At 47.0% G+C, this 21,625-nt stretch carries 13 protein-coding genes and 1 pseudogene; 5 read left to right on the top strand and 9 right to left on the bottom strand.

The features are described 5' to 3' along the window. Positions 1 to 464: 464 nt before the first annotated feature. Both G9G57_RS01165 and G9G57_RS01160 read right to left on the bottom strand, forming a co-directional pair. Positions 465 to 998 (bottom strand): annotated as a pseudogene (locus G9G57_RS01165) (SDR family oxidoreductase); the annotation flags it as partial. Positions 999 to 1,083: 85 nt separating this feature from the next. Then, positions 1,084 to 2,028 carry an AraC family transcriptional regulator gene (locus G9G57_RS01160; RefSeq protein WP_016822655.1) on the bottom strand — a complete coding sequence of 315 codons (945 nt, stop codon included), beginning with the start codon at positions 2,026 to 2,028 and terminating at the stop codon, positions 1,084 to 1,086. Between the two features lie 166 nt (positions 2,029 to 2,194). Between G9G57_RS01160 and G9G57_RS01155 the strand changes: the two genes are divergently transcribed. The 3 genes from G9G57_RS01155 to G9G57_RS01145 all read left to right on the top strand — a co-directional run bounded on the left by G9G57_RS01155 (position 2,195) and on the right by G9G57_RS01145 (position 10,556). Then, complete coding sequence (locus G9G57_RS01155) at positions 2,195 to 4,393, top strand: glycoside hydrolase family 52 protein (protein ID WP_113050118.1); 2,199 nt, start codon at positions 2,195 to 2,197, stop codon at positions 4,391 to 4,393. 41 nt (positions 4,394 to 4,434) lie between these two features. Next, positions 4,435 to 6,693: an alpha-glucuronidase family glycosyl hydrolase gene (locus G9G57_RS01150; RefSeq protein WP_017426123.1), complete on the top strand. Its 2,259-nt coding sequence runs from the start codon at positions 4,435 to 4,437 to the stop codon at positions 6,691 to 6,693. A 272-nt stretch (positions 6,694 to 6,965) separates the two neighbouring features. Then, positions 6,966 to 10,556: a family 14 glycosylhydrolase gene (locus tag G9G57_RS01145; protein ID WP_164964382.1), complete on the top strand. Its 3,591-nt coding sequence runs from the start codon at positions 6,966 to 6,968 to the stop codon at positions 10,554 to 10,556. A 204-nt stretch (positions 10,557 to 10,760) separates the two neighbouring features. Here G9G57_RS01145 and G9G57_RS01140 read toward each other — a convergent pair whose 3' ends face one another. The 7 genes from G9G57_RS01140 to G9G57_RS01110 all read right to left on the bottom strand — a co-directional run bounded on the left by G9G57_RS01140 (position 10,761) and on the right by G9G57_RS01110 (position 19,607). Further along, positions 10,761 to 11,495 carry an ABC transporter permease gene (locus G9G57_RS01140; RefSeq protein WP_113050116.1) on the bottom strand — a complete coding sequence of 245 codons (735 nt, stop codon included), beginning with the start codon at positions 11,493 to 11,495 and terminating at the stop codon, positions 10,761 to 10,763. A gap of 28 nt (positions 11,496 to 11,523) precedes the next feature. Further along, positions 11,524 to 12,234, bottom strand: a complete 711-nt coding sequence (locus G9G57_RS01135; protein WP_113050115.1) for an ABC transporter permease — start codon at positions 12,232 to 12,234, stop codon at positions 11,524 to 11,526. Next, complete coding sequence (locus G9G57_RS01130) at positions 12,227 to 13,153, bottom strand: ABC transporter ATP-binding protein (protein ID WP_113050114.1); 927 nt, start codon at positions 13,151 to 13,153, stop codon at positions 12,227 to 12,229. The genes G9G57_RS01135 and G9G57_RS01130 overlap by 8 nt, the downstream gene beginning before the upstream one ends. A 197-nt stretch (positions 13,154 to 13,350) precedes the next feature. After that, the gene (locus G9G57_RS01125) at positions 13,351 to 14,379 is read right to left on the bottom strand and encodes an NADH:flavin oxidoreductase/NADH oxidase (protein WP_185156672.1); all 1,029 of its coding nucleotides are present in this window, start codon (positions 14,377 to 14,379) and stop codon (positions 13,351 to 13,353) included. A gap of 318 nt (positions 14,380 to 14,697) precedes the next feature. Beyond that, positions 14,698 to 16,002 carry an extracellular solute-binding protein gene (locus G9G57_RS01120; RefSeq protein ID WP_113050113.1) on the bottom strand — a complete coding sequence of 435 codons (1,305 nt, stop codon included), beginning with the start codon at positions 16,000 to 16,002 and terminating at the stop codon, positions 14,698 to 14,700. A gap of 106 nt (positions 16,003 to 16,108) precedes the next feature. Then, positions 16,109 to 17,755 (bottom strand): response regulator transcription factor, encoded by a 1,647-nt coding sequence (locus tag G9G57_RS01115; RefSeq protein WP_113050112.1) that lies wholly within the window; start codon positions 17,753 to 17,755, stop codon positions 16,109 to 16,111. Beyond that, positions 17,748 to 19,607: a cache domain-containing sensor histidine kinase gene (locus G9G57_RS01110; RefSeq protein WP_107733719.1), complete on the bottom strand. Its 1,860-nt coding sequence runs from the start codon at positions 19,605 to 19,607 to the stop codon at positions 17,748 to 17,750. The genes G9G57_RS01115 and G9G57_RS01110 overlap by 8 nt, the downstream gene beginning before the upstream one ends. Positions 19,608 to 19,729: 122 nt before the next feature. Between G9G57_RS01110 and G9G57_RS01105 the strand changes: the two genes are divergently transcribed. Both G9G57_RS01105 and G9G57_RS01100 read left to right on the top strand, forming a co-directional pair. Then, positions 19,730 to 20,626, top strand: a complete 897-nt coding sequence (locus tag G9G57_RS01105; RefSeq protein WP_016822645.1) for a carbohydrate ABC transporter permease — start codon at positions 19,730 to 19,732, stop codon at positions 20,624 to 20,626. Further along, positions 20,626 to 21,456 (top strand): carbohydrate ABC transporter permease, encoded by an 831-nt coding sequence (locus G9G57_RS01100; RefSeq protein ID WP_013373701.1) that lies wholly within the window; start codon positions 20,626 to 20,628, stop codon positions 21,454 to 21,456. Before G9G57_RS01105 ends, G9G57_RS01100 begins: the two co-directional genes overlap by 1 nt. Positions 21,457 to 21,625 lie beyond the last annotated feature (169 nt).

Raw genomic sequence — 21,625 nt, 5'->3', positions numbered from 1 at the left:
GTAAATATGAATTATCGTTTTTTCATCAAAAAACAGCAATTTGAAAAAAAAAAGACCAGCACTTGAAGCTGTTCTCTGGCATTTTGTACGGTATTAGTTTTCTCAGCTGACTGTAACGGAAAGAGTGCGGCGCATGGAGGATAAAGGTACGATTGCATGATATAATGCCGTGGTTTCACCTGGAAAATGGGAAAGCCCATCATGGCATAAACTATGCCCCGATTGGAGGATTTATGGACGAAGTGCGGCAAATATGACCGTTCTACCACGTTGATTGTTTTTTTCCAAAAGTCCAACCTCCTTGCCCAGCTCAGTCATGGACGTGCGCGCCTGCTTTTGAAGTATCTGTAGAGTTTAATCCACCTGATCCATCCCGCTACATCTCCTGTAAAAAGAAAACCAGTCCAACACATTGTAAGCGTGTATTGGGCTGGTGGACGTGTACACGTTGGCTTCCAGACAAATTAGATCAGCGTATAACCGCCATCCGGGAATAGCACGCTTCCGGTGGTGAACTTGTTAGTCATCAGGTACAACACCGTATGTGCGATTTCCTCATTATACCCCACTCGCCGTAGCAAGGTTACTTCCTTGTATTCTTCAAAAGCCTGCGCCCACTGCTCCCCCTCGGGGCCGTCCCGCCAGATCGTGCCGGGAGACACCACATTGACCCGTACTGGAGCCAACTCCACCGCCAACGCCTTGCCCAAACTTTCAATCGCGCCGTTAGCCGCTCCATATGTAGCACCAAATCCCATCGGCCGTTGACTGAAGGCTCCAGACATAAGAACGATTGAGCCATCCTTGGAGATATGCGGTACCGCATGCTTGGCAGCAAAATACTGCGGCCAGAATTTCCCCTCGAATGGAGTCTTCGCCTTTTCCGTATCTATGGTGATCGGACCACGTGTATAGCTCGCACCTGGAGTAAACAAATGATCGAAAGCGCTGACCCTTTCAAAAAACGCCTGTACTTCCTCTTCTTTTTGATTGTTCAATTAAAAAGTCTTTATGTAAATTCATATCATTATCATCTCCTCTATGGGGGATTGTATTACAACTATTTTATAAGCATATATATTTTTATTCGGGTGAACTTTCAAGGGCTATATTCTTGCGGTAGGATGTCGGCGACTGACCGGCCCAGCGTTTGAATTGCCTGCTAAAATGTGCAATATCCCCATAGCCGAGCAAATCAGCAATTTGCTGCACTGACCATTGCGGATCAGCCAGCAGCAGCTTCGCCTCATGCAAGACAAGCTCGGATAGATACACCCGCGGAGATACGCCAAAAACGCTACGGAATACACGATTACAATGAGATACGCTAATACCCAGTTCGGATGAAATACCCTCGATCCCATCCTGTTTTTCCAACGAGCCGGCCTGTCTATAAGGCTGATTGACCCTGCCCTGAAGACGACTTGCAATCTGATGGGCAAGCTCTGCCTGCACATATCCACGCCCTGGCAGATGAGCGGCTTCACTGGATACAGCCTCCCACAACGTTGCGAACAGTTCGAACACAGCAGATTGAATCCGCATACGCTTTGCCACTGAATCACCATCTATACCTTTGTCCTCAAGCGCAGAAAGACCGAGCAGCTTGCCTAGCGCTGGTCCCATCTGCTTCGCTACTGTGCCATCCGCTGGAAAAAGTACTTGCTCCAAACGACTCAGGAGCGAAAGAAACAATTTATCATCAATGTCGAAATGCATGCAAAAATACGTAAACCCCTCTCCGTTACTACGGCTGGAGTGGACAATTCCTGGGCGCAAAAGTATCAGATCACCTTGTCGCTGGATGAAGCTGCGACCATCCACAACCATGATCTGTTCTCCCGCAAGCACGATGTTAATTTCATATTGCGGATGTTCATGTGGCGGATAGCTCCAGTCTCTTCCGACACTTCGCGTATGAATGGCAAACAGATTGACCGTAGTCCGCACATCGGGAAAAAAGAATTCCTCTCCGGCGACCGTAAGGTTTGGATCATGGGGTCGCTTTGGCAAACGTGGTGACGACATGTTTTCCCTCCTAGCTTACTTACATCGATATACTTCAGTATATCGTTTCCAGCGCGATTTGGATAAATAGTTGAGCGATTTGACAATGGTTCCTCGGCACATGTCATGCTAGGCTCTAATTGAAGCTAGTCAATGTTAAATTTTATTATGAAAGGGGTTTCATTATATGTCGAAAAATATATTTTATAACACGCAGCATGCACCTATCGGTTCATTCTCCAGCTTTACACTTGGGTTTAAGGGTAATCGCGGCGGACTCGGCCTGGAACTGGGCAAGCCTGCTGATGAAAATGTATACATCGGGCTGCAATCCAGGGATGGAGGATCGTATGAGGCGCTTCCCTTTTTTGCATCCATACAGGATGAAAGTACCCGCTATGATGTGGAGAAAAAGGATAAAAAAACGGAGCCTCTGCTCGTTGTCTTTGCCGATCAGGACATCACCCGTGAGCTAAAAGCAGGAACCGATACATGGCAGGCAGGCGATTTGACATTCCGGCTGTACTCCCCCGTTCGCCCGGTGCCCGAGCCGGGAATTGCGGGCATAGATGAGCTGCGGGCAGCGTTGGTTCCGGCTGTATTTGCCGAGCTGACGATCGATAATACACAGGGTGCCGCTGCACGGAGAGCCTTTTTCGGCTACCAGGGCAGTGACCCGTATAGCGGCATACGCATTATAGGAGAAGATCCACGCAGGGACGTTATGGATTCTACCCGATTGAAGGAAAGACTCACAGGCATCGGCCAAGGACGAAGCACTGCTATTGTGACCAACAGCAGCGAAGCGGTACCTGCCAGCGGATTTGCGATGGAGAAGCTACTTGGGGAGGCCATGGCTGATAACTTATCCTTTGGCTTAGGTGCAACGGGTGCGCTCCTGATGGACGTTCCCGCAGGAGAGAAGCGCACGTATGCCTTCGCTATATGTTTTTATCGCGGCGGCATTGTGACAACAGGTATCGAAGCATCATATTACTATACCCGGCTGTTCAAGGATATCGAAGACGTGGGAAGCTATGCGTTGAAGCATTTTACCAACCTAACCGCAGCCTGTGTTCAGGCGAACGACTGGATCGAATCGGCGAGCTTGAGTCTGGATCAGAAATTTATGCTCGCTCAGGCCATTCACAGCTATTACGGCAGCACCCAATTGCTCAGTCAGCAAGAGGATGGCGAACCAATCTGGATTGTGAATGAAGGCGAGTACCGAATGATGAATACACTCGATCTGACGGCAGACCAGCTTTATTATGAATTGATTTTGAATCCATGGACGGTGCGCAACGAGCTGGAGTGGTTTGTCCAACGGTACAGCTATCGGGATGAAGTACGCTTCCCGGGGGAGGAACAGGCCTATCCCGGTGGGATCACGTTTACACATGATATGGGCGTGGCCAATGTGTTCTCCCGGCAAGGGTATTCCTGTTATGAGCTGGCAGGGATTGACGACTGCTTCTCTTACATGAGCCACGAGGAACTGGTGAACTGGCTTTGCTGCGCCACGGTATATATCGAGCAGACACAGGATCAGTCATTTACGACACGTATGCTGCCTGTCTTGTGCGACTGCTTTGAAAGCATGCTACGGCGGGATCATCCAGACCCGGCGCAACGAAACGGCTTAATGGGTCTAGACAGCTCAAGAACCCAGGGAGGGGCAGAAATTACGACTTACGATAGTCTGGATGTATCCCTGGGTCAATCCCGCAATAACATTTATTTAGGCAGCAAATGCTGGGCGGTATATGTTGCGCTGGAAAAGATATTTGCCTTAAAGGGGCTTAACTCCCTTTCACAGGAAGCTGGCTTACAGGCAGACAAATGCGCAGCTTCAATCACCACTCACATGACTGACAAGGGCTATATTCCTGCAGTCATTAAGGAAGGCAACGACTCGCAAATCATTCCTGCCATTGAGGGGCTGATCTTCCCCTATTTTACAGGATGTGAAGATGCGCTTAAGAGTGATGGGCGGTTCGGTGGATATATCCAGGCACTTCGACGCCATTTGCAAACCGTACTGGTACCAGGAGTTTGTCTATTTGAAGACGGAGGCTGGAAGCTATCCTCGACCAGTAACAACTCCTGGTTAAGCAAAATCTATCTGTCACAGTTTATTGCTCGTGAGCTACTGGAGCTGCCTTGGCAGGAAACGGGGCAGGCGGCTGACGCAGCCCATGTCTCATGGCTCCTCCATCCTGAAGAATCCTATTGGTGCTGGAGCGACCAAATGCTCTCCGGTATTGCCCACGGCAGCAAATATTACCCACGCGGGGTTACCGCTATTTTGTGGCTGTATGAAGGCAAAGGGAATCGGCTGACCCTCCCTCAGCATATGAGTCAAGATGAGAAGCAGCATGCCTGAGACGAACGAACCCTCACTCGTCCAAAGGAGGCCCAAATAATATGAGCAAGCGGATGAATATGCCAAGCGAGAGCGGCTATGACGCTTGGTTGCACTACCATCGCGACCAATTTGTAGAAAAGATGCCTGCTTGGTGCAGAGTCATCGTAGTTCATGAAACAGATGATGAAGTGCTTCAGACGGCTGCGAGTGAGCTTCGGCAAGGATTGGCTTCCATGTTCGGACAGCAGCCGAAGATAAGTACCGTTCCTGTCAATGTACCATTCGTTGCGCTGGGTACGCTCCAAGACCATCCATGTATCGCAGAACGGTTTAGTGCAGAAGAACAGGCAGAAGTGAGCGCAGAAGGCTACCGAATTCGCGGAGTAGAAGTGCCGAAACTTGCAGATTCAACTGGGCAAGATCACGATGATATCAAAGGACAGTGCCTTATAGTTGCGGGGCAGACGTCAAAAGGAGTATTGTATGGAGTCTTTCATTTGCTGCGCTACCTGCAAGGAGGACTAGACGGCAATCTGAAGCCCACTGCCGGGGAATCATTGCACGCTCCCACTCTAGACCTGCTGTCTAATCCGGCTAACTCCATTCGCATGATTAATCACTGGGATAACATGGATGGTAGTGTTGAACGTGGATATGCCGGGGCATCTATTTTCTACAACAACAATGCCTTTACTACAAATATGGAGCGCCTTCGAGACTATGCCCGTCTACTCGCTTCTGTAGGCATTCAGGCGTTATCCATTAACAATGTGAATGTCCATCAGGTAGAAACTGAGCTGATCACAGATCGGTTTTTACCTGATGTAGCCAAAGTAGCAGCCGTATTTCGCGCCTATGGTATCCAAATCTACTTGAGCATTAACTATGCCAGCCCGATTCAGCTCGGTGGATTAACCACAGCCGATCCTCTGGATCCCGGTGTAGCTGAATGGTGGCAGACCAAAGCACAGGAGGTTTACGCAGCAGTTCCCGATCTGGGTGGTTTTGTGGTCAAGGCCGATTCTGAAAATCGGCCCGGTCCCTTCAGCTATGGGCGCCATCACGCCGATGGAGCCAATATGCTGGCGGATGCACTACGGCCCTATGGCGGACGTGTGATTTGGCGTTGCTTTGTCTACGACTGCAAACAGGACTGGCGTGACCGCAAGACGGATCGGGCTCGCGCGGCCTTTGACCATTTTAAACCGCTGGATGGACTGTTCCGGGATAATGTCATTTTACAGATCAAAAATGGCCCGATGGATTTTCAGGTGCGAGAGCCTGTCTCCCCTCTGTTCGGCGCGCTGGAAGCCACTCAGGTACTGCTGGAGTTCCAAATTGCACAGGAGTATACCGGACAACAAAAGCATCTATGTTACCTGGTTCCGCAATGGAAGGAAGTGCTTGATTTTGACACCTACGCACAGGGAAAAGGCTCCACCATCAAGCGCATCGTAAGTGGTGTTTTGCATAGCAACAGCGAATCTGGTTCTCATCACAGGAAGGCTACTGTCCATGCAGGCAGCGGCAGTTTCCAGGAGGAGCCAACGAATCATGTTCCCAAGGGCACGAACTTTGGAATAGCCGCTGTTTCCAATATTGGTGCAGACACCAATTGGACCGGACATTTGCTCGCCCAGTCCAATCTTTACGGCTACGGCCGGTTGGCATGGGACCCGGATCTATCCGCAGATGAAATCGCGGATGAATGGGTTCGGCTAACATTTAGCAATCAAGGCAAGGACTACGGCGATCCTGAGTTGATTCCTACTATTAAGCAAATGCTGCTCGATTCTTGGAATATCTATGAGTCCTATACCGCCCCTCTGGGGGTCGGCTGGATGGTCAGTCCCAATCACCACTATGGGCCGGATGTTGATGGATATGAATATTCGATGTGGGGCACCTACCATTTTGCCGATTGCTGGGGGATCGGGGTAGATCGGACGACTGCAACTGGAACGGGCTATGCAGGACAATATTTTCCTCCTGTTGCCGAAATCTACGAATCTACAGACACCTGTCCAGATGAGCTGCTCTTATTCTTTCACCATGTTCCTTATACGCACGTGCTCCAATCCGGCCAAACGGTCATACAGCATATTTATGATACTCATTTTGAAGGTGCCGAACGTGCGGCCCATCTCCAAGCAACATGGATTAGTCTGCGGGAGCATCTAAATGAATTGATCTATGAACAGGTGCTGACGCGGCTGGAGCATCAGGCTGAGCACGCCAAGGAATGGCGGGATCGGATCAATACGTATTTTTATCGCAAAAGTGGTATTCCCGACGAAAAAAATCGCCCTATCTATTAAGCAGATAGCCTCATGCGTTGCTTGCATACACACTGGGTTTTGCCTCCCCTTTCACGGGAATACCATAAAAGACACACGTCTTACTCAGACCTGTGTCTTTTTTCGCATGGTCTAATTTATGCACACGGTTGCTAACGCAAAATGTCATATTTGTCCACTCTGAATGTGCAATAAATTCTTCTTTTTTATGCAACCGCTTGCTTTATACTATTTTTGTAGACGTTTACAAAATGTTGTCGAATTAGACTATGCTTTTGGGGAGGATGATCGGTTTGACCTTGTATCGAAGTCTATGGAAAAAAGGGTGTATGCTTCTACTAAGCCTTGTGCTGTCTCTGACCGCCTTCATTGGCTCACCCTCTAATACGGCGAGCGCTGCGGTTGCAGATGATTTTCAAGCTTCCGTTATGGGACCGCTGGCGAAAATCAATGACTGGGGTTCCTTTAAAAAGCAGCTACAAACGTTGAAAAACAATGGCGTATATGCCATCACTACCGACGTCTGGTGGGGCTATGTGGAGAGCGCAGGAGATAACCAGTTCGATTGGAGTTACTACAAAACCTATGCAAATGCCGTGAAAGAAGCGGGACTGAAGTGGGTTCCTATTATCTCTACGCATAAGTGTGGAGGAAATGTGGGAGATGATTGCAACATCCCACTGCCAAGCTGGCTGTCAAGCAAGGGTAGTGCAGATGAAATGCAGTTCAAGGACGAAAGCGGCTATCCCAATAACGAAGCCCTTTCCCCATTGTGGAGCGGAACCGGTAAACAATATGATGAGCTGTATGCCTCATTCGCTGAAAACTTTGCCGGGTATAAAAGTATCATTCCCAAAATTTATTTGAGCGGCGGTCCTTCCGGGGAATTGCGCTATCCGTCCTACTATCCAGCAGCAGGATGGAGCTACCCGGGACGAGGCAAGTTCCAAGCTTATACTGAAACAGCCAAAAATGCATTCCGCACAGCTATGAATGACAAGTACGGATCATTGGACAAGATTAATGCTGCTTGGGGCACCAAGCTTACCAGCCTTAGCCAAATCAATCCACCGACCGACGGGGACGGATTTTACACGAACGGCGGGTATAATTCCGCGTATGGAAAGGATTTCCTATCGTGGTACCAAAGTGTGCTTGAGAAGCATCTAGGTGTCATCGGAGCAGCGGCCCACAAAAACTTCGATTCTGTGTTTGGTGTCCGGATCGGGGCCAAAATTTCTGGTCTGCACTGGCAAATGAACAATCCTGCCATGCCGCACGGCACAGAACAAGCGGGTGGATATTATGATTACAACCGTCTCATTCAGAAATTCAAGGATGCCGATCTAGACTTGACATTTACTTGCCTGGAGATGAGTGACAGTGGCACAGCACCGAATTATTCGCTGCCGTCCACCCTGGTTGATACCGTCTCCTCCATCGCGAATGCCAAGGGTGTTCGCCTGAATGGTGAAAATGCACTTCCGACAGGCGGCAGCGGCTTCCAAAAAATCGAGGAGAAAATCACGAAGTTCGGTTATCACGGGTTTACGTTATTACGCATCAACAATCTCGTCAACAATGATGGCTCACCAACCGGTGAGTTGAGTGGATTCAAACAATATATCATCAGCAAAGCCAAGCCTGACAACAATGGCGGTACAGGCAACAAAGTAACGATATACTATAAAAAAGGCTTCAACTCGCCTTACATTCACTACCGTCCGGCTGGTGGTAGCTGGACTGCTGCACCTGGTGTGAAAATGCAGGATGCCGAAATTAGCGGCTATGCTAAAATTACCGTCGATATCGGTTCTGCCTCCCAATTGGAAGCCGCTTTTAACGACGGCAATAACAACTGGGACAGCAACAACACCAAAAACTACTCCTTCAGCACGGGCACTTCTACGTACACGCCCGGTAATAGTGGCAATGCAGGAACGATCACTTCAGGCGCTCCAGCGGGTGCGAATCCCGGGGATGGCGGCGGTACAACTAACAAAGTAACGGTATACTACAAAAAAGGCTTTAACTCACCTTACATTCACTACCGTCCGGCTGGTGGTAGCTGGACTGCTGCACCTGGTGTGAAAATGCAGGATGCCGAAATTAGCGGCTATGCTAAAATTACCGTCGATATCGGTTCTGCCTCCCAATTGGAAGCCGCTTTTAATGATGGCAATAACAACTGGGACAGCAACAATACCAAAAACTACCTTTTCAGCACTGGCACTTCTACCTACACACCCGGCTCTAACGGAGCCGCAGGAACTATCCGAACAGGGGCACCTTCAGGGAGTGTCCTCAGCGTAGTGACTTCCACCTACGCAACCGACCTCAACGAAGTTACAGGACCTATCCAAACAGAAAAACTTTCAGGTGTATCCTTAAACGTAAGCACTTCTACCTACGCACCCAACTCTAACGGAGTTGAAGTAACAGCTCAAACGGAGGCGCCTTCGGGCGTCTTCACCCCTATGGATCTGGGTACCCTCTCCAAGCCCACCTCCCTCAGCACAGACTGGAGCAAACAGAGCATTTATTTTATCATGACAGATCGTTTCAGCAACGGTGATCCATCCAATGATAACTACGGTGGCTTCAATTCCAACAACAGTGATCAGCGCAAGTGGCATGGTGGCGATTTTCAAGGTATTATTAACGAACTCGACTACATTAAAAATATGGGGTTTACCGCGATCTGGATTACCCCAGTAACGATGCAAAAGAGTGAATACGCTTACCACGGCTATCATACGTATGATTTTTATGCAGTAGATGGGCATCTCGGAACAATGGACAAGCTCCAAGAGCTGGTTCGCAAGGCACATGACAAAAATATTGCTGTGATGCTGGACGTAGTTGTGAATCACACAGGTGATTTCCAACCGGGGAACGGGTTCGCCAAGGCTCCTTTTGACAAAGCAGACTGGTATCATCACAATGGTGACATTACAGGCGGGGACTACAACTCCAACAATCAATGGAAAATCGAAAATGGTGATGTAGCTGGACTGGATGACCTAAATCATGAAAACCCCGCTACCGCAAACGAGCTTAAAAACTGGATCAAATGGCTGCTTAATGAGACAGGCATCGACGGGCTGCGGGTGGATACCGCCAAGCATGTACCGAAGGGTTTTCTAAAGGATTTTGACCAAGCTGCCAACACCTTCACCATGGGTGAAATTTTCCATGGCGACCCTACTTATGTGGGCGATTACACCCGGTATCTTGATGCTGCACTAGATTTTCCGATGTATTATACAATCAAGGACGTGTTCGGACACGATCAATCCATGAGAAAAATCAAGGATCGCTACTCCGATGATCGTTACTATCGCGATGCTCAGACCAACGGTGTATTTATCGACAATCATGATGTAAAACGTTTCCTGAATGACGCATCTGGCAAGCCGGGTGCTAACTATGACAAATGGCCACAGCTCAAGGCCGCTTTGGGCTTTACTCTGACATCTCGCGGGATTCCAATTATCTACCAAGGCACTGAGCAAGGCTATAGTGGCGGAGATGATCCCGCCAATCGGGAGAATATGAATTTCAACGCCAACCATGACCTGTATCAGTACATCGCTAAGTTGAACTATGTGCGCAACAACCACCCTGCTCTGCAAAACGGTAGCCAAAGGGAAAAATGGGTGGACGACTCCTTTTACAGTTTCCAGCGCTCTAAAAATGGCGACGAGGCCATTGTATTTATCAACAACTCCTGGAATAGTCAAACCCGCACAATTGGCAACTTCGATAATCTGTCCAACGGAACCCGCCTGACTAACCAGCTGAGCAACGACTCCGTTCAGATTAACAACGGCTCGATCACCGTAACTCTCGCTCCAAAGGAAGTTAAAGTTTTCACCAAGTAACAGTCACATTCAGTTACATTGATTATTCAGATGTGCTAAAATAAGTTATAGAAGGATATGCTAAAAAAGAGCAAGGATGCTGGTAACATCCCTACTCTTGGCAACAGCCGCTTTGAAGAGCGGTCGGCTGTTCAAAGGCGCTCTAAAGAAATAGACCGTTTTCCCCTTGAGCAGGGCGGTCTATTTCTTTTTGCTATACCCTACTTATTTTTCTATACGAACATAACTTCGCAACGCCAAGAAAAGCCCTAGCACAAAAATGAAGCAAATACTGATGATTCCTCCAGGAACATATGTAAATGTTCTACCAAATGTGCCATGCGGAGAAAATAAAAACGGTACTGCCCATGGGTAAAAAGTATTCCCCGGTGCATTAACCAAAACAAAGTTTAAACACATGACCGTACACATTCCCATAATAGCGGGCACAAATTTTTTCCAGTGAACGGCGAAAAATGTGATCATCGGGATGAGCATAGCGTGCATAAGAACCATTTTGATGAAGATCCCAAGCTGACACATAACGATTTCAAAGGTTAATGGCCTGGTCGTAATAAACATACCCAATATGGCAGATAGCGCAAATGTCAACAACAGACTAACAGCGATGTACATATAAATAACAAGCAGCTTGCTGAAGTAGAGGCGACTCCGTCGAACAGGATTTGAAAACAGAGCAATATGGGTCTTCTCTTGGTATTCTCTCGCATAGATATAGCAGGTCAAAATGTAGTAGCTCATATACCCCGTTATAAAATTTATGGAAAACACCAAATCCATAAAGTAATCATTCCATCCATTACGCTCCAAGGAAAACTTGGGACTTACAGCGAAAGTACTAAAAGTTAAAAATACGGTTGCTATTAAAATAAACACACTTAGAAAAAGAATTTTAGTTCCTTTCATCTTCAAGCACTCTGCTTTAAACAGGTCAAGCATAGTAACCCTCCTCTCAAAAACTCTCCATTTAGTCTCTTCTTTGATATGTCCATATGGATAAAAACAATCCAAGAAGAAAGGTCACGGATAAACTGAACCATGCTATTGAAACATTGGTAGGTATAGTCGCATTTCTTTCATTAGGAGATAAGAGATAGGGCACAATCCAAGGGTACCATTCACTTTTGTATATAAAATTCAAAAATATTGCAGTACAAACTACGAGTACAACCACCATGATGCTCTTCCAGCGTATAGCAAAAAAAGAGGCGATTGGGATTAACATCGCATGCATCACACACATTTTAGCAAACACTTGGATTTGGTATACCCAGATAGCCATCGTTAAAGGTCGATCTGTAATGGACATGCCTAATAAGGCAGACAAAAACAAAACGAGAAATAAGGATACAATAATAAATACATAAATAATGGTCAATTTACTAAAATAAAATTTAACCCTGGTGGCAGGCGTGGTAAACATAAATAGATGCGTGTTTTCCTGATACTCTCTTGCAAAAATATGACCCGTTAAAATGTAATAGCTGATAAATCCCGCTGCAATATTGATCAAGGAAACAATATTTGTAAAATAGTAGTCCCAACCCAGATTATCAATTGAATATCTGTAAAAAATAGCGCTCAATCCAAACATCAACAGTACAACAGCCAGCAATATAATATAGCTTAACAGGAAGGCTTTAGAGCCTTTAAGCTTAATAAGTTCTGCTCTAATCACGTCGCCCATCCTCTCCTGAAATGAGAGTCAGAAAGTACTCCTCTAGCGTCTGTTTTGAGGTGTGTATCTCATAGACGGAAAATTGATGATCTATTAACTGTTTATTTAACGCAGATGTATTTTCAATCGGACTATAAATTCTTAGTTGTTGTGGAGATAATACCTGAGATTGTAGCTGCTTCATGTGTTCTTGTAGAAATGTCTGTACTGCTTTTGCATCGTCTACCTTTACATCTGTATATTGCTCAAAACCTTCCTCTAACCGACTCAAACGATCCTCCGCTAACAGTTTTCCATTATGTATAATCCCGATGTGTGTAGCTAATTGTTGAATTTCGCTTAGAATATGGCTAGAAATAAGAATTGTTTTCCCTTGTTCCTCGCACAACTTCTTTAATAGCTGACGAATTTCCTTAATTCCTGACGGGTCTAACCCGTTCGTTGGCTCATCTAATATAAGCAACTCAGGATCATGAACAAGGGCCCTGGCAATCCCTAATCGCTGTTTCATTCCCAGGGAAAAATCTTTGAACTTCTTTTTTCCAGTATGCTCTAACCCCACCGTAGTTAGGGTTCGTTCAATTCTCCCATCATCCTGTACCCCCATGTACGTACAGCAGATTCTCAGATTATCTCGTGCACTCAGATTTTCGTATAAACCAGGCGTTTCGATAATCGTACCTATTTTTGAGAAGATAGAAGGATAGCTTTTCTCTAACCGCTCGCCAAATAAAAAAACCTCCCCACTTGTAGGCTCAATCAGCCTCATCAGCATGCGGATGGTAGTTGTTTTGCCAGCTCCATTTTCACCTAGAAAACCGTAGATGCTGCCCCGTTCTACATGTAAGGAAATATCGTCTACAGCTATCGACATCCCAAACTGTTTGCGGAGTTCCTTCGTTTCAATAACATACTGCATTTCTTTCATCCTCCTATACACACCAAATACAACTATTATACAGTATACAGATTTATCTATCCACAAAATGTAAAAGTAATCACTATTATTCATTTACGATCATTATCCCCATAAAAACAAAACAGGCACCTGCAACGAAGCGTACACTTCGTTGCAGGTGCCTGTTTATATATAAACAACGTGGGAATACTTAGGCCTCAGTAGCCACGTTGATATTGTTCAGGTACGGAGGGCTTTTCGCCGCGCAGCGCCACCGCTGCATGAATCGCCCAATAAGGGTCGCGCAGCAATCCGCGTCCTACAGCGACCAGATCGGCATCCTCATTGCCGATTACAGACTGCGCTAAGGCTGGGTCATCCAGTATGCCGACGGCGATTACTGGGATGTTCAGCGCCTCGCGGATTTGGCGAGCAAACGGCACTTGATAGCCCGGGTAGTTGCCTGGTTTTCTGGCTCCAGCCGGGCCTTCTCCGCCCGAGCTGACATGGATCATATCTACGCCTGCAGCCTGATATGCGCGGCTCAGTTCAATAGCATGATCCACATCGTATCCACCATCTACGTATTCCACCGCGCTGATGCGGAAGATTAACGGCATACCCGCAGGCATTTGCTTACGCACAGCCTGAACGACTTCTACGCCGAAACGGGATAAATCCTTACCATACTCGTCATCCCGTTTGTTCGTAACTGGCGAGTGGAATTGGTGAATCAGGTACCCGTGTGCACCGTGAAGCTCGATTGTATCCACGCCTGCTTGAACCGCCCGGCGGGCAGCGTCTCCGAATTTTTGTACCATACCACGGACTTCCTCTGTGGTCAGTGCGCGTGGCTGTTTATAATTTGCATCCGGGTATGCAATGGCCGAAGGAGCCACCGGCTCTGCTGCATCCTCAGCTTTACGGCCTGCATGAGCAATCTGTATGCCAACCTTGGCCCCGTGCGCATGAATACCGTCAACCAGCTTTTTATACCCCGGAATATGTTCATCTGACCAAAGACCCAGATCGTTATCCGTAATCCGCCCATCCGCTTCCACGTCCGTCATTTCTATAATAATCAGACCCGTGCCTCCAATAGCCCGGCTTAGGTAGTGGACATGATGCCAATCATTCGGAATTCCGTCCTTGGCTGTCACCGAGTATTGGCACATTGGGGCCATGACCACACGATTTTTTAACTCCAAATCTCTGAGTGTGTACGGTGTAAACAACGAAGTCTTCAAAACGCTCATCTCCTTTTTCATCTCTACCACATAACTAAAAATGTGTTCCAAATTACACGGTCTATTATAAGCACAATCGGCACAGTCCAAACGAAACAAAGAGATTCCCCCAACTGGGGTATCCCTCATATTTGCACCGTGCAGTCATTATGTATATCGTATGTTGTAGATATATTGCACACAATCTATTATCCACAACTTAATAACTTTTTGCAAGTAAATATTTAAATATTATTAAATATTTTTTTGTCTGCATTTTTCCGACTCTTAGCCATAACACAAAAAGACGCCCTTACGGGCGCCTCTGCGAAACCAATTTTATTGCGCTGAGCCTAATTGGACCCATGCCTTCTCAATCTCTGCAACCGCCTGATCCTTGTTCATGTTACCACTGATATAAGCCTGCATCAGCTCACCAAATTTTTGGTGGAATGTATCCAGCGAGTAGTTGACAGACAGATCACCGGACTTGGATGTTTTCAAAATGCTATCCATTTCCTTAGGCATTTCCAGATCAGGAAGCGGTGCATCCTTAATTGGAGGAATCACCTTCGCTACCTGGGAGAACCAGTTCTTACCGTATTCCGAAGTGTACAGCCAGTTGAAGAATTCAATCGTTTCTTTGGATACTTCGGAGTCCTTGTTGATACGTAGCGCCTGATCTGCACCGGTAATGATGACCGATTGGTCCGCTTTGTCACTCACCGGATATCCCATGATGCCAATCTTGAGATCAGGGTTAATTTTCTTGATCGCTTCCTCATCCCACGCACCTTTACCCGTCATAAATGCAGCTTTTCCAGATGCAAAATCACTTACTCCCGCATTGCTGTCCCGTTCCAGCGGCTTATCTGTACCATGTTTCACCGTCAGATCAATGAAGCTAAAGAAGTTGTTGTAGAGCACTGGATAGTCCTTGATTTTTGCTTTACCTGCAATAAAATCATCAACGAGCTGCTTTGGCTCTACCCCGGCATCCTGCGCAGCAGCATCTACATAGTGTTGGAAGATATGCTTCCATACCCACCACTCTTTATATGCATTAGCAAATGGAGTAATGCCCTTCGCCTCTAGCTTGGTAACAGCATCCTGCATCTCGGCAATCGTCTTCGGCGGAGAGGTTATTCCAGCCTTGGTAAGCAAATCTTTATTGTAAATCAAAGCAAACAGGTTCCCCTTGACTGGTAATCCCAGCACTTTGCCGTCACTGGAACTCATATTGGCCCGGACGGCATCTGTCATGGCTGCTGCCAGCGGTTCATTGGTCAGATCAGCGCTATAATCAGCATAGGTGTCGATGTCGCCTCCGGCTGTGGTCTGGAACACATCCGGTGTACTACCTGAAGCTATTTTTGACTTGAGAATGGTGTTGTAGTCTGCCTGCATGATCTCCAGATTGATCTTCACGTTAGGTTTGACCTTCTTATACTCCTCGATATACGCGTTAAAAGCATCGGTATACTCCGGTGAGGCTGTAAACATATTTATTGTAACCGTTTTCAAATCTTCTTTGCCGCCAGTGCTTTCTTTAGCCGCATCTGTGCCGCCGCTACCTCCACATCCGCTCAACAAACCGACCGTCAAAAGCAAACTGCCGGATAACGCCATCATCTTCTTTAACATGGATACTCCCCCATCTGTTTGTGATCAACGTCCATGCGCTCATTCTAAAAAATATGGTCCAATTTAAAAAGGCAGATTAGTGAAGCGTTAAGGGTAAAAAAGTGGTTTATTGCAGGCTCACGCGATACTCCGACGGTGACACCTGATAATAATTGCGAAAAGCCTTACTGAAATAGTTTTTATCCTTGTAACCGAGCATATCGGAAATTTCCTGAATTTTCAGACTGGAATCACCCAGCAGTTCCTTTGCCTTGTCCATTCTGACCTTCTGTACATATTCGTGAATGCCGTAACCAAACTGCTGTTTGAACAATTTCATCAGATATTCCCGGCTCAAAAAATAGGTTTCGGCAAAAAATGAGATTTTGATATCTTCAAAATAGTAACGGTCGATATACCTTTTGATCTCTGTAATATCAAAGGGCTGGCTTCCCGCTTGTGCATGTTGGACCCCGGCAATGTAAAGCTCCAGCATGCGGTGTAATCTCTGACTATACTCGGCAAAGCTCGTAAAATCAGCAGACAAATTGCCTTCAACCACACGACCCAATTCCCCCAAAGTTCCCTCCTGATTAGACGCGGACATAGGCGTACCCAGCTCAATCGCTGCTTCTCTCAATAAAAAATGGAACTCCCGCAGCAATCGATCCGCATCCTGCAAACGAAAAACAGAGCTCGCTGCCAATTGTTTCAACAGATCGCCCAGCAGTACCTTTGCTCGGTTGGCCTGGCCGGTCTGAGCATCCTTTTGGATCGACAACAGCCGATCCGTCCATGGCATTTCCTCTGACGTCCCCATTTTCCGGGGTACCGTATGGAGAATAGATTCCCCTTCCAGCTTCAACACATCTGTATTGTGAATGAACCTCTTGGCATCCCTATACGCAGAAGCCAGCTCCACTACGTCTGAACAGAGCTTGCCCACTCCGGCTGCTACCACCATACTGAACAGCCCATGCAGGTTCGCAACCGCCTTCTGTGCCACTTGTGCCAACTGGAGGGACATATGTTCTTCTTGTCCTGGGGCCAGGGTACAGATCGAAACGACCTCACGCTCTCTTCGCGGATGGGGGAAGCTAAAGCAACGCAACCGTTCATCTGATGTCTGCGCTAATACATTAGTTACGGCAAAGTCCATCAGATCGACATCGCCATGAAAACGAGTCCTGCGAATCTCATCCCTGTTCAGTAACCGTAGCACGATCACCCCAAAGCGGTTCTCCGCCCGATCGGCTCCAATTAGTGGGAGCAACGACGTATTGGCCTGCCTTTTAAAGCTGCCATCCAAAATGGATACATACAGCTTCTCTTTCAGCTTCGGTAGTGACATATTCAGCGTGATGCTCTGGTTGATGAATTCGTCTTGGCTTTGCTTGCGGCTTTCCAGAATGTCCACCGCCTTGCGCAGGGCCTGATTCAGATCCTGGCGGTTGATAGGCTTGAGCAGATAATCTACTACCCGTGATTGAATCGCTTGTCGCGTAAATTCAAAGTCGTTGTAGCCACTAATGACAATGGTCAGCAGATGGGGATATGCCTTTTCGATCACACGAAGAAATTCAATGCCGTTCATCTCCGGCATTTTCATATCCACCATCACCACATCGATAGGATGCTGACCGAGCAGTTCCATCCCCAACCTTCCATTCGTCGCCTCATAAATATGTTCGATGCCCAGACGATCCCAGTCTCCAACAATACGAATGGCCTCTCGTAACGGTTCTTCATCGTCAATAATCAATACGTTATACATGGTCGACTCCTCCCCGGGGAATTTGCATTCTCATTTCCGTGCCCGTTTCATCCGTAAGTATGAATAATCCTGCCTGATCTCCATACAAAAGCTTCAACCGTGTGTTCAAATTCTTCAAGCCAATATGCTCGCTCTCCCGCTCTTCCCATTTTTCGTGGAACGAATCCAACACTATTTTCAGCTTGTCCTCTGAAATTCCGGGTCCGTTGTCCCTGACTGAAATTGTAGCGTCTGTAGCACCCGATTCGGCTGAAATGACGATCAGAATGTCACTTGATACTTTTTCTAATGCATGCTTGATAGAGTTTTCTACCAACGTTTGCACGGATAATCTCGGAATTGGCAGCTCCATCAGCGTGTCCTCCCATACCACTTCGACCTGAAGTCTCGCCCCGAATCTTGCCTTTTGCAGACCTATATATCGTTCAATATGCTTGAGCTCCTCGCGGGCAGCTACGATATCCTTGCCGTTGATGGAATACCGCAAAGTTTGGGCCAATGCATCCACCATATCCGCCATATCGAACATCTTCCGCTTTAATGCCTGTGTAGATATGGCTTGTAGGGCATTGTACAGAAAATGGGGATTAATCTCAGCCTCCAGCGCCTTGAGTATGGCATTCTTTTCGACCAGCTTCATGCGATAGCGCTCATTAATAAGTTCTTCGGTTCTTTGGACCATTTCGTTAAAGTGCAGCGACAAATATGCAATCTCGTCATGCCCCTTCACAGGAGCCCTTGCCTCAAAATCTCCGGTGCTGAACCGTTTCATCTGGGTAGATAGCTTATGTAAAGGTCGGGTAATTGCGTTCGAGGTCAGGGTCACCAAAATAATAGACACACCTAAAAATAAAGCCCCGATGACATAACTCCAATTCCGTGTGGTCGTAGCTGCCTCATAAATTTGGCGATATGGAATCGGCTTGATGAGCTGCCACCCATCCTTTTCACCTGCATCATACACGACTAAATACTCCTGGTTGCTGTTGCTGTCTGACCACGTTACTTGTCCGCTTCCTCCCTCTCCGATCTGGGCCAATACGCCAGAATCACGCATTCGTTCGTACAGCGGAAGGCTGTTCACATAAAAGGGAACCCGCTTGGGGCTGATTAGCATCAGTTGATCCCCTTTACCCAGTGGAATATTTCGCATGATTTCATCTACGGCACTCGTGTTGTAATAAAAGGACAACACTGCCTGCGGGTGACGGGATGCAATCGATCTCAGCACTCGATGGTAAGCCATAAAGCTGGCTTGTGGCGCCACATAGCCCATATCAGAGCGGGACTCCACAAAGGATTGAAAAGATTCGTTAGCGGTACTGTCCATCGCCTCTTTATACCAGGGAAGCTTGGGAATATCCGTGTTTATTCCTTTGCGTACTGTAATATTGTACGTTTCCCTAGTCACCACGTAGTATTGATGCCGGTCCGCCACATACAGATAAATCGCTTCCAGATCATTGCGGGAATAGAACATGTTGCGCAAGTAATTTTCAATGACCATTCGTGCAGCGTAGTCCCGGTTCTCATTGGCAATCGCGTTCATGATATCGTTATAGCGAAGCTGCGGAAGGGCCAACTGCTGCATTCCCTCCAAGTAATCCTCCAAATTCTGATTGACCAGCAGCAGATTATTCGTCGTGCTGGCGATGCTATGATTGACCGACTCCTTTTCAATCATCTGATAGGAAATAATCGTGAGTGAGCCCACCACCAGAATAATCACCGAGGTAAAAAGCAGAATGAGCTTGTTCACTAATTTTTGCGTAATCCGCCTCCACATGGATCGAAGGATTGTTCCTACATGCCCTGACATCATGATAACCGCCCCTTTTGAAAGCGTACACATTTTTACCCTCAACTGTTTTCTTAAATCCATTGGTCCGGCCCTAGGGGCTATCCTATACTTTCATTATATCTTAAACAGCTTGGAGCGAAAGACCGGAAAATGCTGAGAAAAAGAGGTGCGTTATGCTGAAAAAAAGGGGAACATGGGGCGACAAGGGCAGTAAGCTGGAATTTGGTTTGTTCACACTGCCCGTAATTTTGTGCATTACAATTGCATTTTATATTCCGTTTTTGATGACGATACGCTATTCCCTGACCAAGTGGAACGGCATATCCAAACATCCGAAATTCGTAGGTCTAGATAACTTCAAGCAAATCCTGCTCGGAGACGCTAACTTTGCACATGCAGCCTGGTTTACGATCAAATATGCCATTCTGTACATTGTATTGGTAAACGTGCTGGCCATTTTGCTGGCGCTCGTCCTCGACATGAAGCTCAAAAGCTCGGCTTGGTTGCGCGCGGCTTTCTTCATTCCTTATATCCTCAGCCTCGTCATTGTCGGCTTTATATGGAAATTCATCTTTATGCAAGGCTTTGAGTCACTGGGGCACAGTACAGGCTGGGGCATCTTCCAGCTCAGTTGGCTAGGCGAGGAAGGGCTCGCGTTTATTTCCATTCTGGCAGTATCCATCTGGCAATCCATTGGCTTTTACATGGTCATTTATATCGCAGGCCTGCAATCTGTACCTGAGGATCTAAAAGAGGCTGCCATCGTGGATGGGGCAGGACCGATTCGGAGATTTTTCAGTATTATTTTACCGATGCTCGCACCCTCGATTACAATCTCGGTCTTCATGGCACTGACCAACTCGATCAAGGTGTTCGACGTTATTTTATCGCTGACTGGCGGTGGGCCAGGAGGTACGACATACAGCATTGCGTATGATATTTACCGAGACACGTTCCAGAACAATCTGTATGGCTACGGAACAGCCAAAGCCTTGATTTTATTCGTTGCAGTGCTGGTCATTACGATTATTCAATTGTCTATTTTCAAACGCAGGGAGGTTGAAGCCTGATGCAACGCAGCCGTACGGGACGTATTTTGCTGGAAGCGGGCATGATTGTATTGTCGCTGTTATTTTTGTACCCGCTGTTTCTCGCCATTAACAATTCGTTCAAAAGCTTCGCTGAGGTCATGACCGACGTCATTGCGCTGCCCAAGCAGCTTTCGCTGGATAACTACGTATACGTATGGAAGTTCATTGACTATCCACGCTTATTTCTGAATAACACGATTATTACTGTGCTCGGGCTGGCAGGCATTGTGCTAATATCCTCCATCGCTGCCTATAAGCTGGCACGGACAAAAAGCAAGTGGAGCTCCGCCATTTACATGCTGTGCATTATGCCGATGCTGATCCCATTTCAGTCAATTATGCTGACCGTCTTGCGCCTGGCAAAAGACTTGAATTTGGCAGACAGCACTTGGGGGCTTGGCCTGCTATACTGGGGTTTCGGAGCCCCACTGGCAGTGTTTATCTATCACGGCTTCGTGAAAGGCATTCCAGTCGAGATTGACGAAAGCGCCAAGATCGACGGAGCCTCAGGCTTTCGGCTTTTCTTTTCTGTGATCTTTCCCTTGCTGAAATCGGTCACCGCTACTATTGTTATTATCGACGTGATGTGGATATGGAACGATTTTCTGCTTCCGCTGCTCATGGTTAACGGCTCACCCAGCACCAAAACGCTAACGCTGGCTGCCTATACCTTCGTTGGGCAATATACATCAGACTGGCAGTATGCTATGACCGCAATGGTAATGGCTGTACTGCCCTCCATTATCGTATTTATCTTTCTGCAAAAATACATTGTTAAAGGTGTAGTGGCCGGGGCCGTCAAAGGCTGAGGCAATTACATCATGACAGATGACCCCCAGAGGACTTGCGTAAAGTTTACGCAAGTCCTTTTGACTGATTGGCTCCACCTTCCTTGACATTTCTCCACATAAATGATTTACTAATTTCATTATTAGTAATTATTACGATTAAGTTATCAAACAGAAAGTGCTGCTGCTT

Source organism: Paenibacillus sp. EKM211P, from assembly GCF_011066175.1.
GTDB lineage: Bacteria > Bacillota > Bacilli > Paenibacillales > Paenibacillaceae > Paenibacillus > Paenibacillus polymyxa.
Note: the sequence above shows the minus strand (reverse complement) of the source record. Positions and strands in the feature narration are given on the sequence as shown.

Excerpts from the sequence above, each read along its gene's own strand:
- G9G57_RS01150 (WP_017426123.1), top strand. The coding sequence starts at position 4,435 with ATGAGCAAGCGGATGAATATGCCAAGCGAGAGCGGCTATGACGCTTGG.
- G9G57_RS01105 (WP_016822645.1), top strand. The coding sequence starts at position 19,730 with ATGCTGAAAAAAAGGGGAACATGGGGCGACAAGGGCAGTAAGCTGGAA.
- G9G57_RS01115 (WP_113050112.1), bottom strand. The coding sequence starts at position 17,755 with ATGTATAACGTATTGATTATTGACGATGAAGAACCGTTACGAGAGGCC.
- G9G57_RS01110 (WP_107733719.1), bottom strand. The coding sequence starts at position 19,607 with ATGTGTACGCTTTCAAAAGGGGCGGTTATCATGATGTCAGGGCATGTA.
- G9G57_RS01120 (WP_113050113.1), bottom strand. The coding sequence starts at position 16,002 with ATGTTAAAGAAGATGATGGCGTTATCCGGCAGTTTGCTTTTGACGGTC.
- G9G57_RS01100 (WP_013373701.1), top strand. The coding sequence starts at position 20,626 with ATGCAACGCAGCCGTACGGGACGTATTTTGCTGGAAGCGGGCATGATT.
- G9G57_RS01130 (WP_113050114.1), bottom strand. The coding sequence starts at position 13,153 with ATGCAGTATGTTATTGAAACGAAGGAACTCCGCAAACAGTTTGGGATG.
- G9G57_RS01140 (WP_113050116.1), bottom strand. The coding sequence starts at position 11,495 with ATGCTTGACCTGTTTAAAGCAGAGTGCTTGAAGATGAAAGGAACTAAA.
- G9G57_RS01160 (WP_016822655.1), bottom strand. The coding sequence starts at position 2,028 with ATGTCGTCACCACGTTTGCCAAAGCGACCCCATGATCCAAACCTTACG.
- G9G57_RS01155 (WP_113050118.1), top strand. The coding sequence starts at position 2,195 with ATGTCGAAAAATATATTTTATAACACGCAGCATGCACCTATCGGTTCA.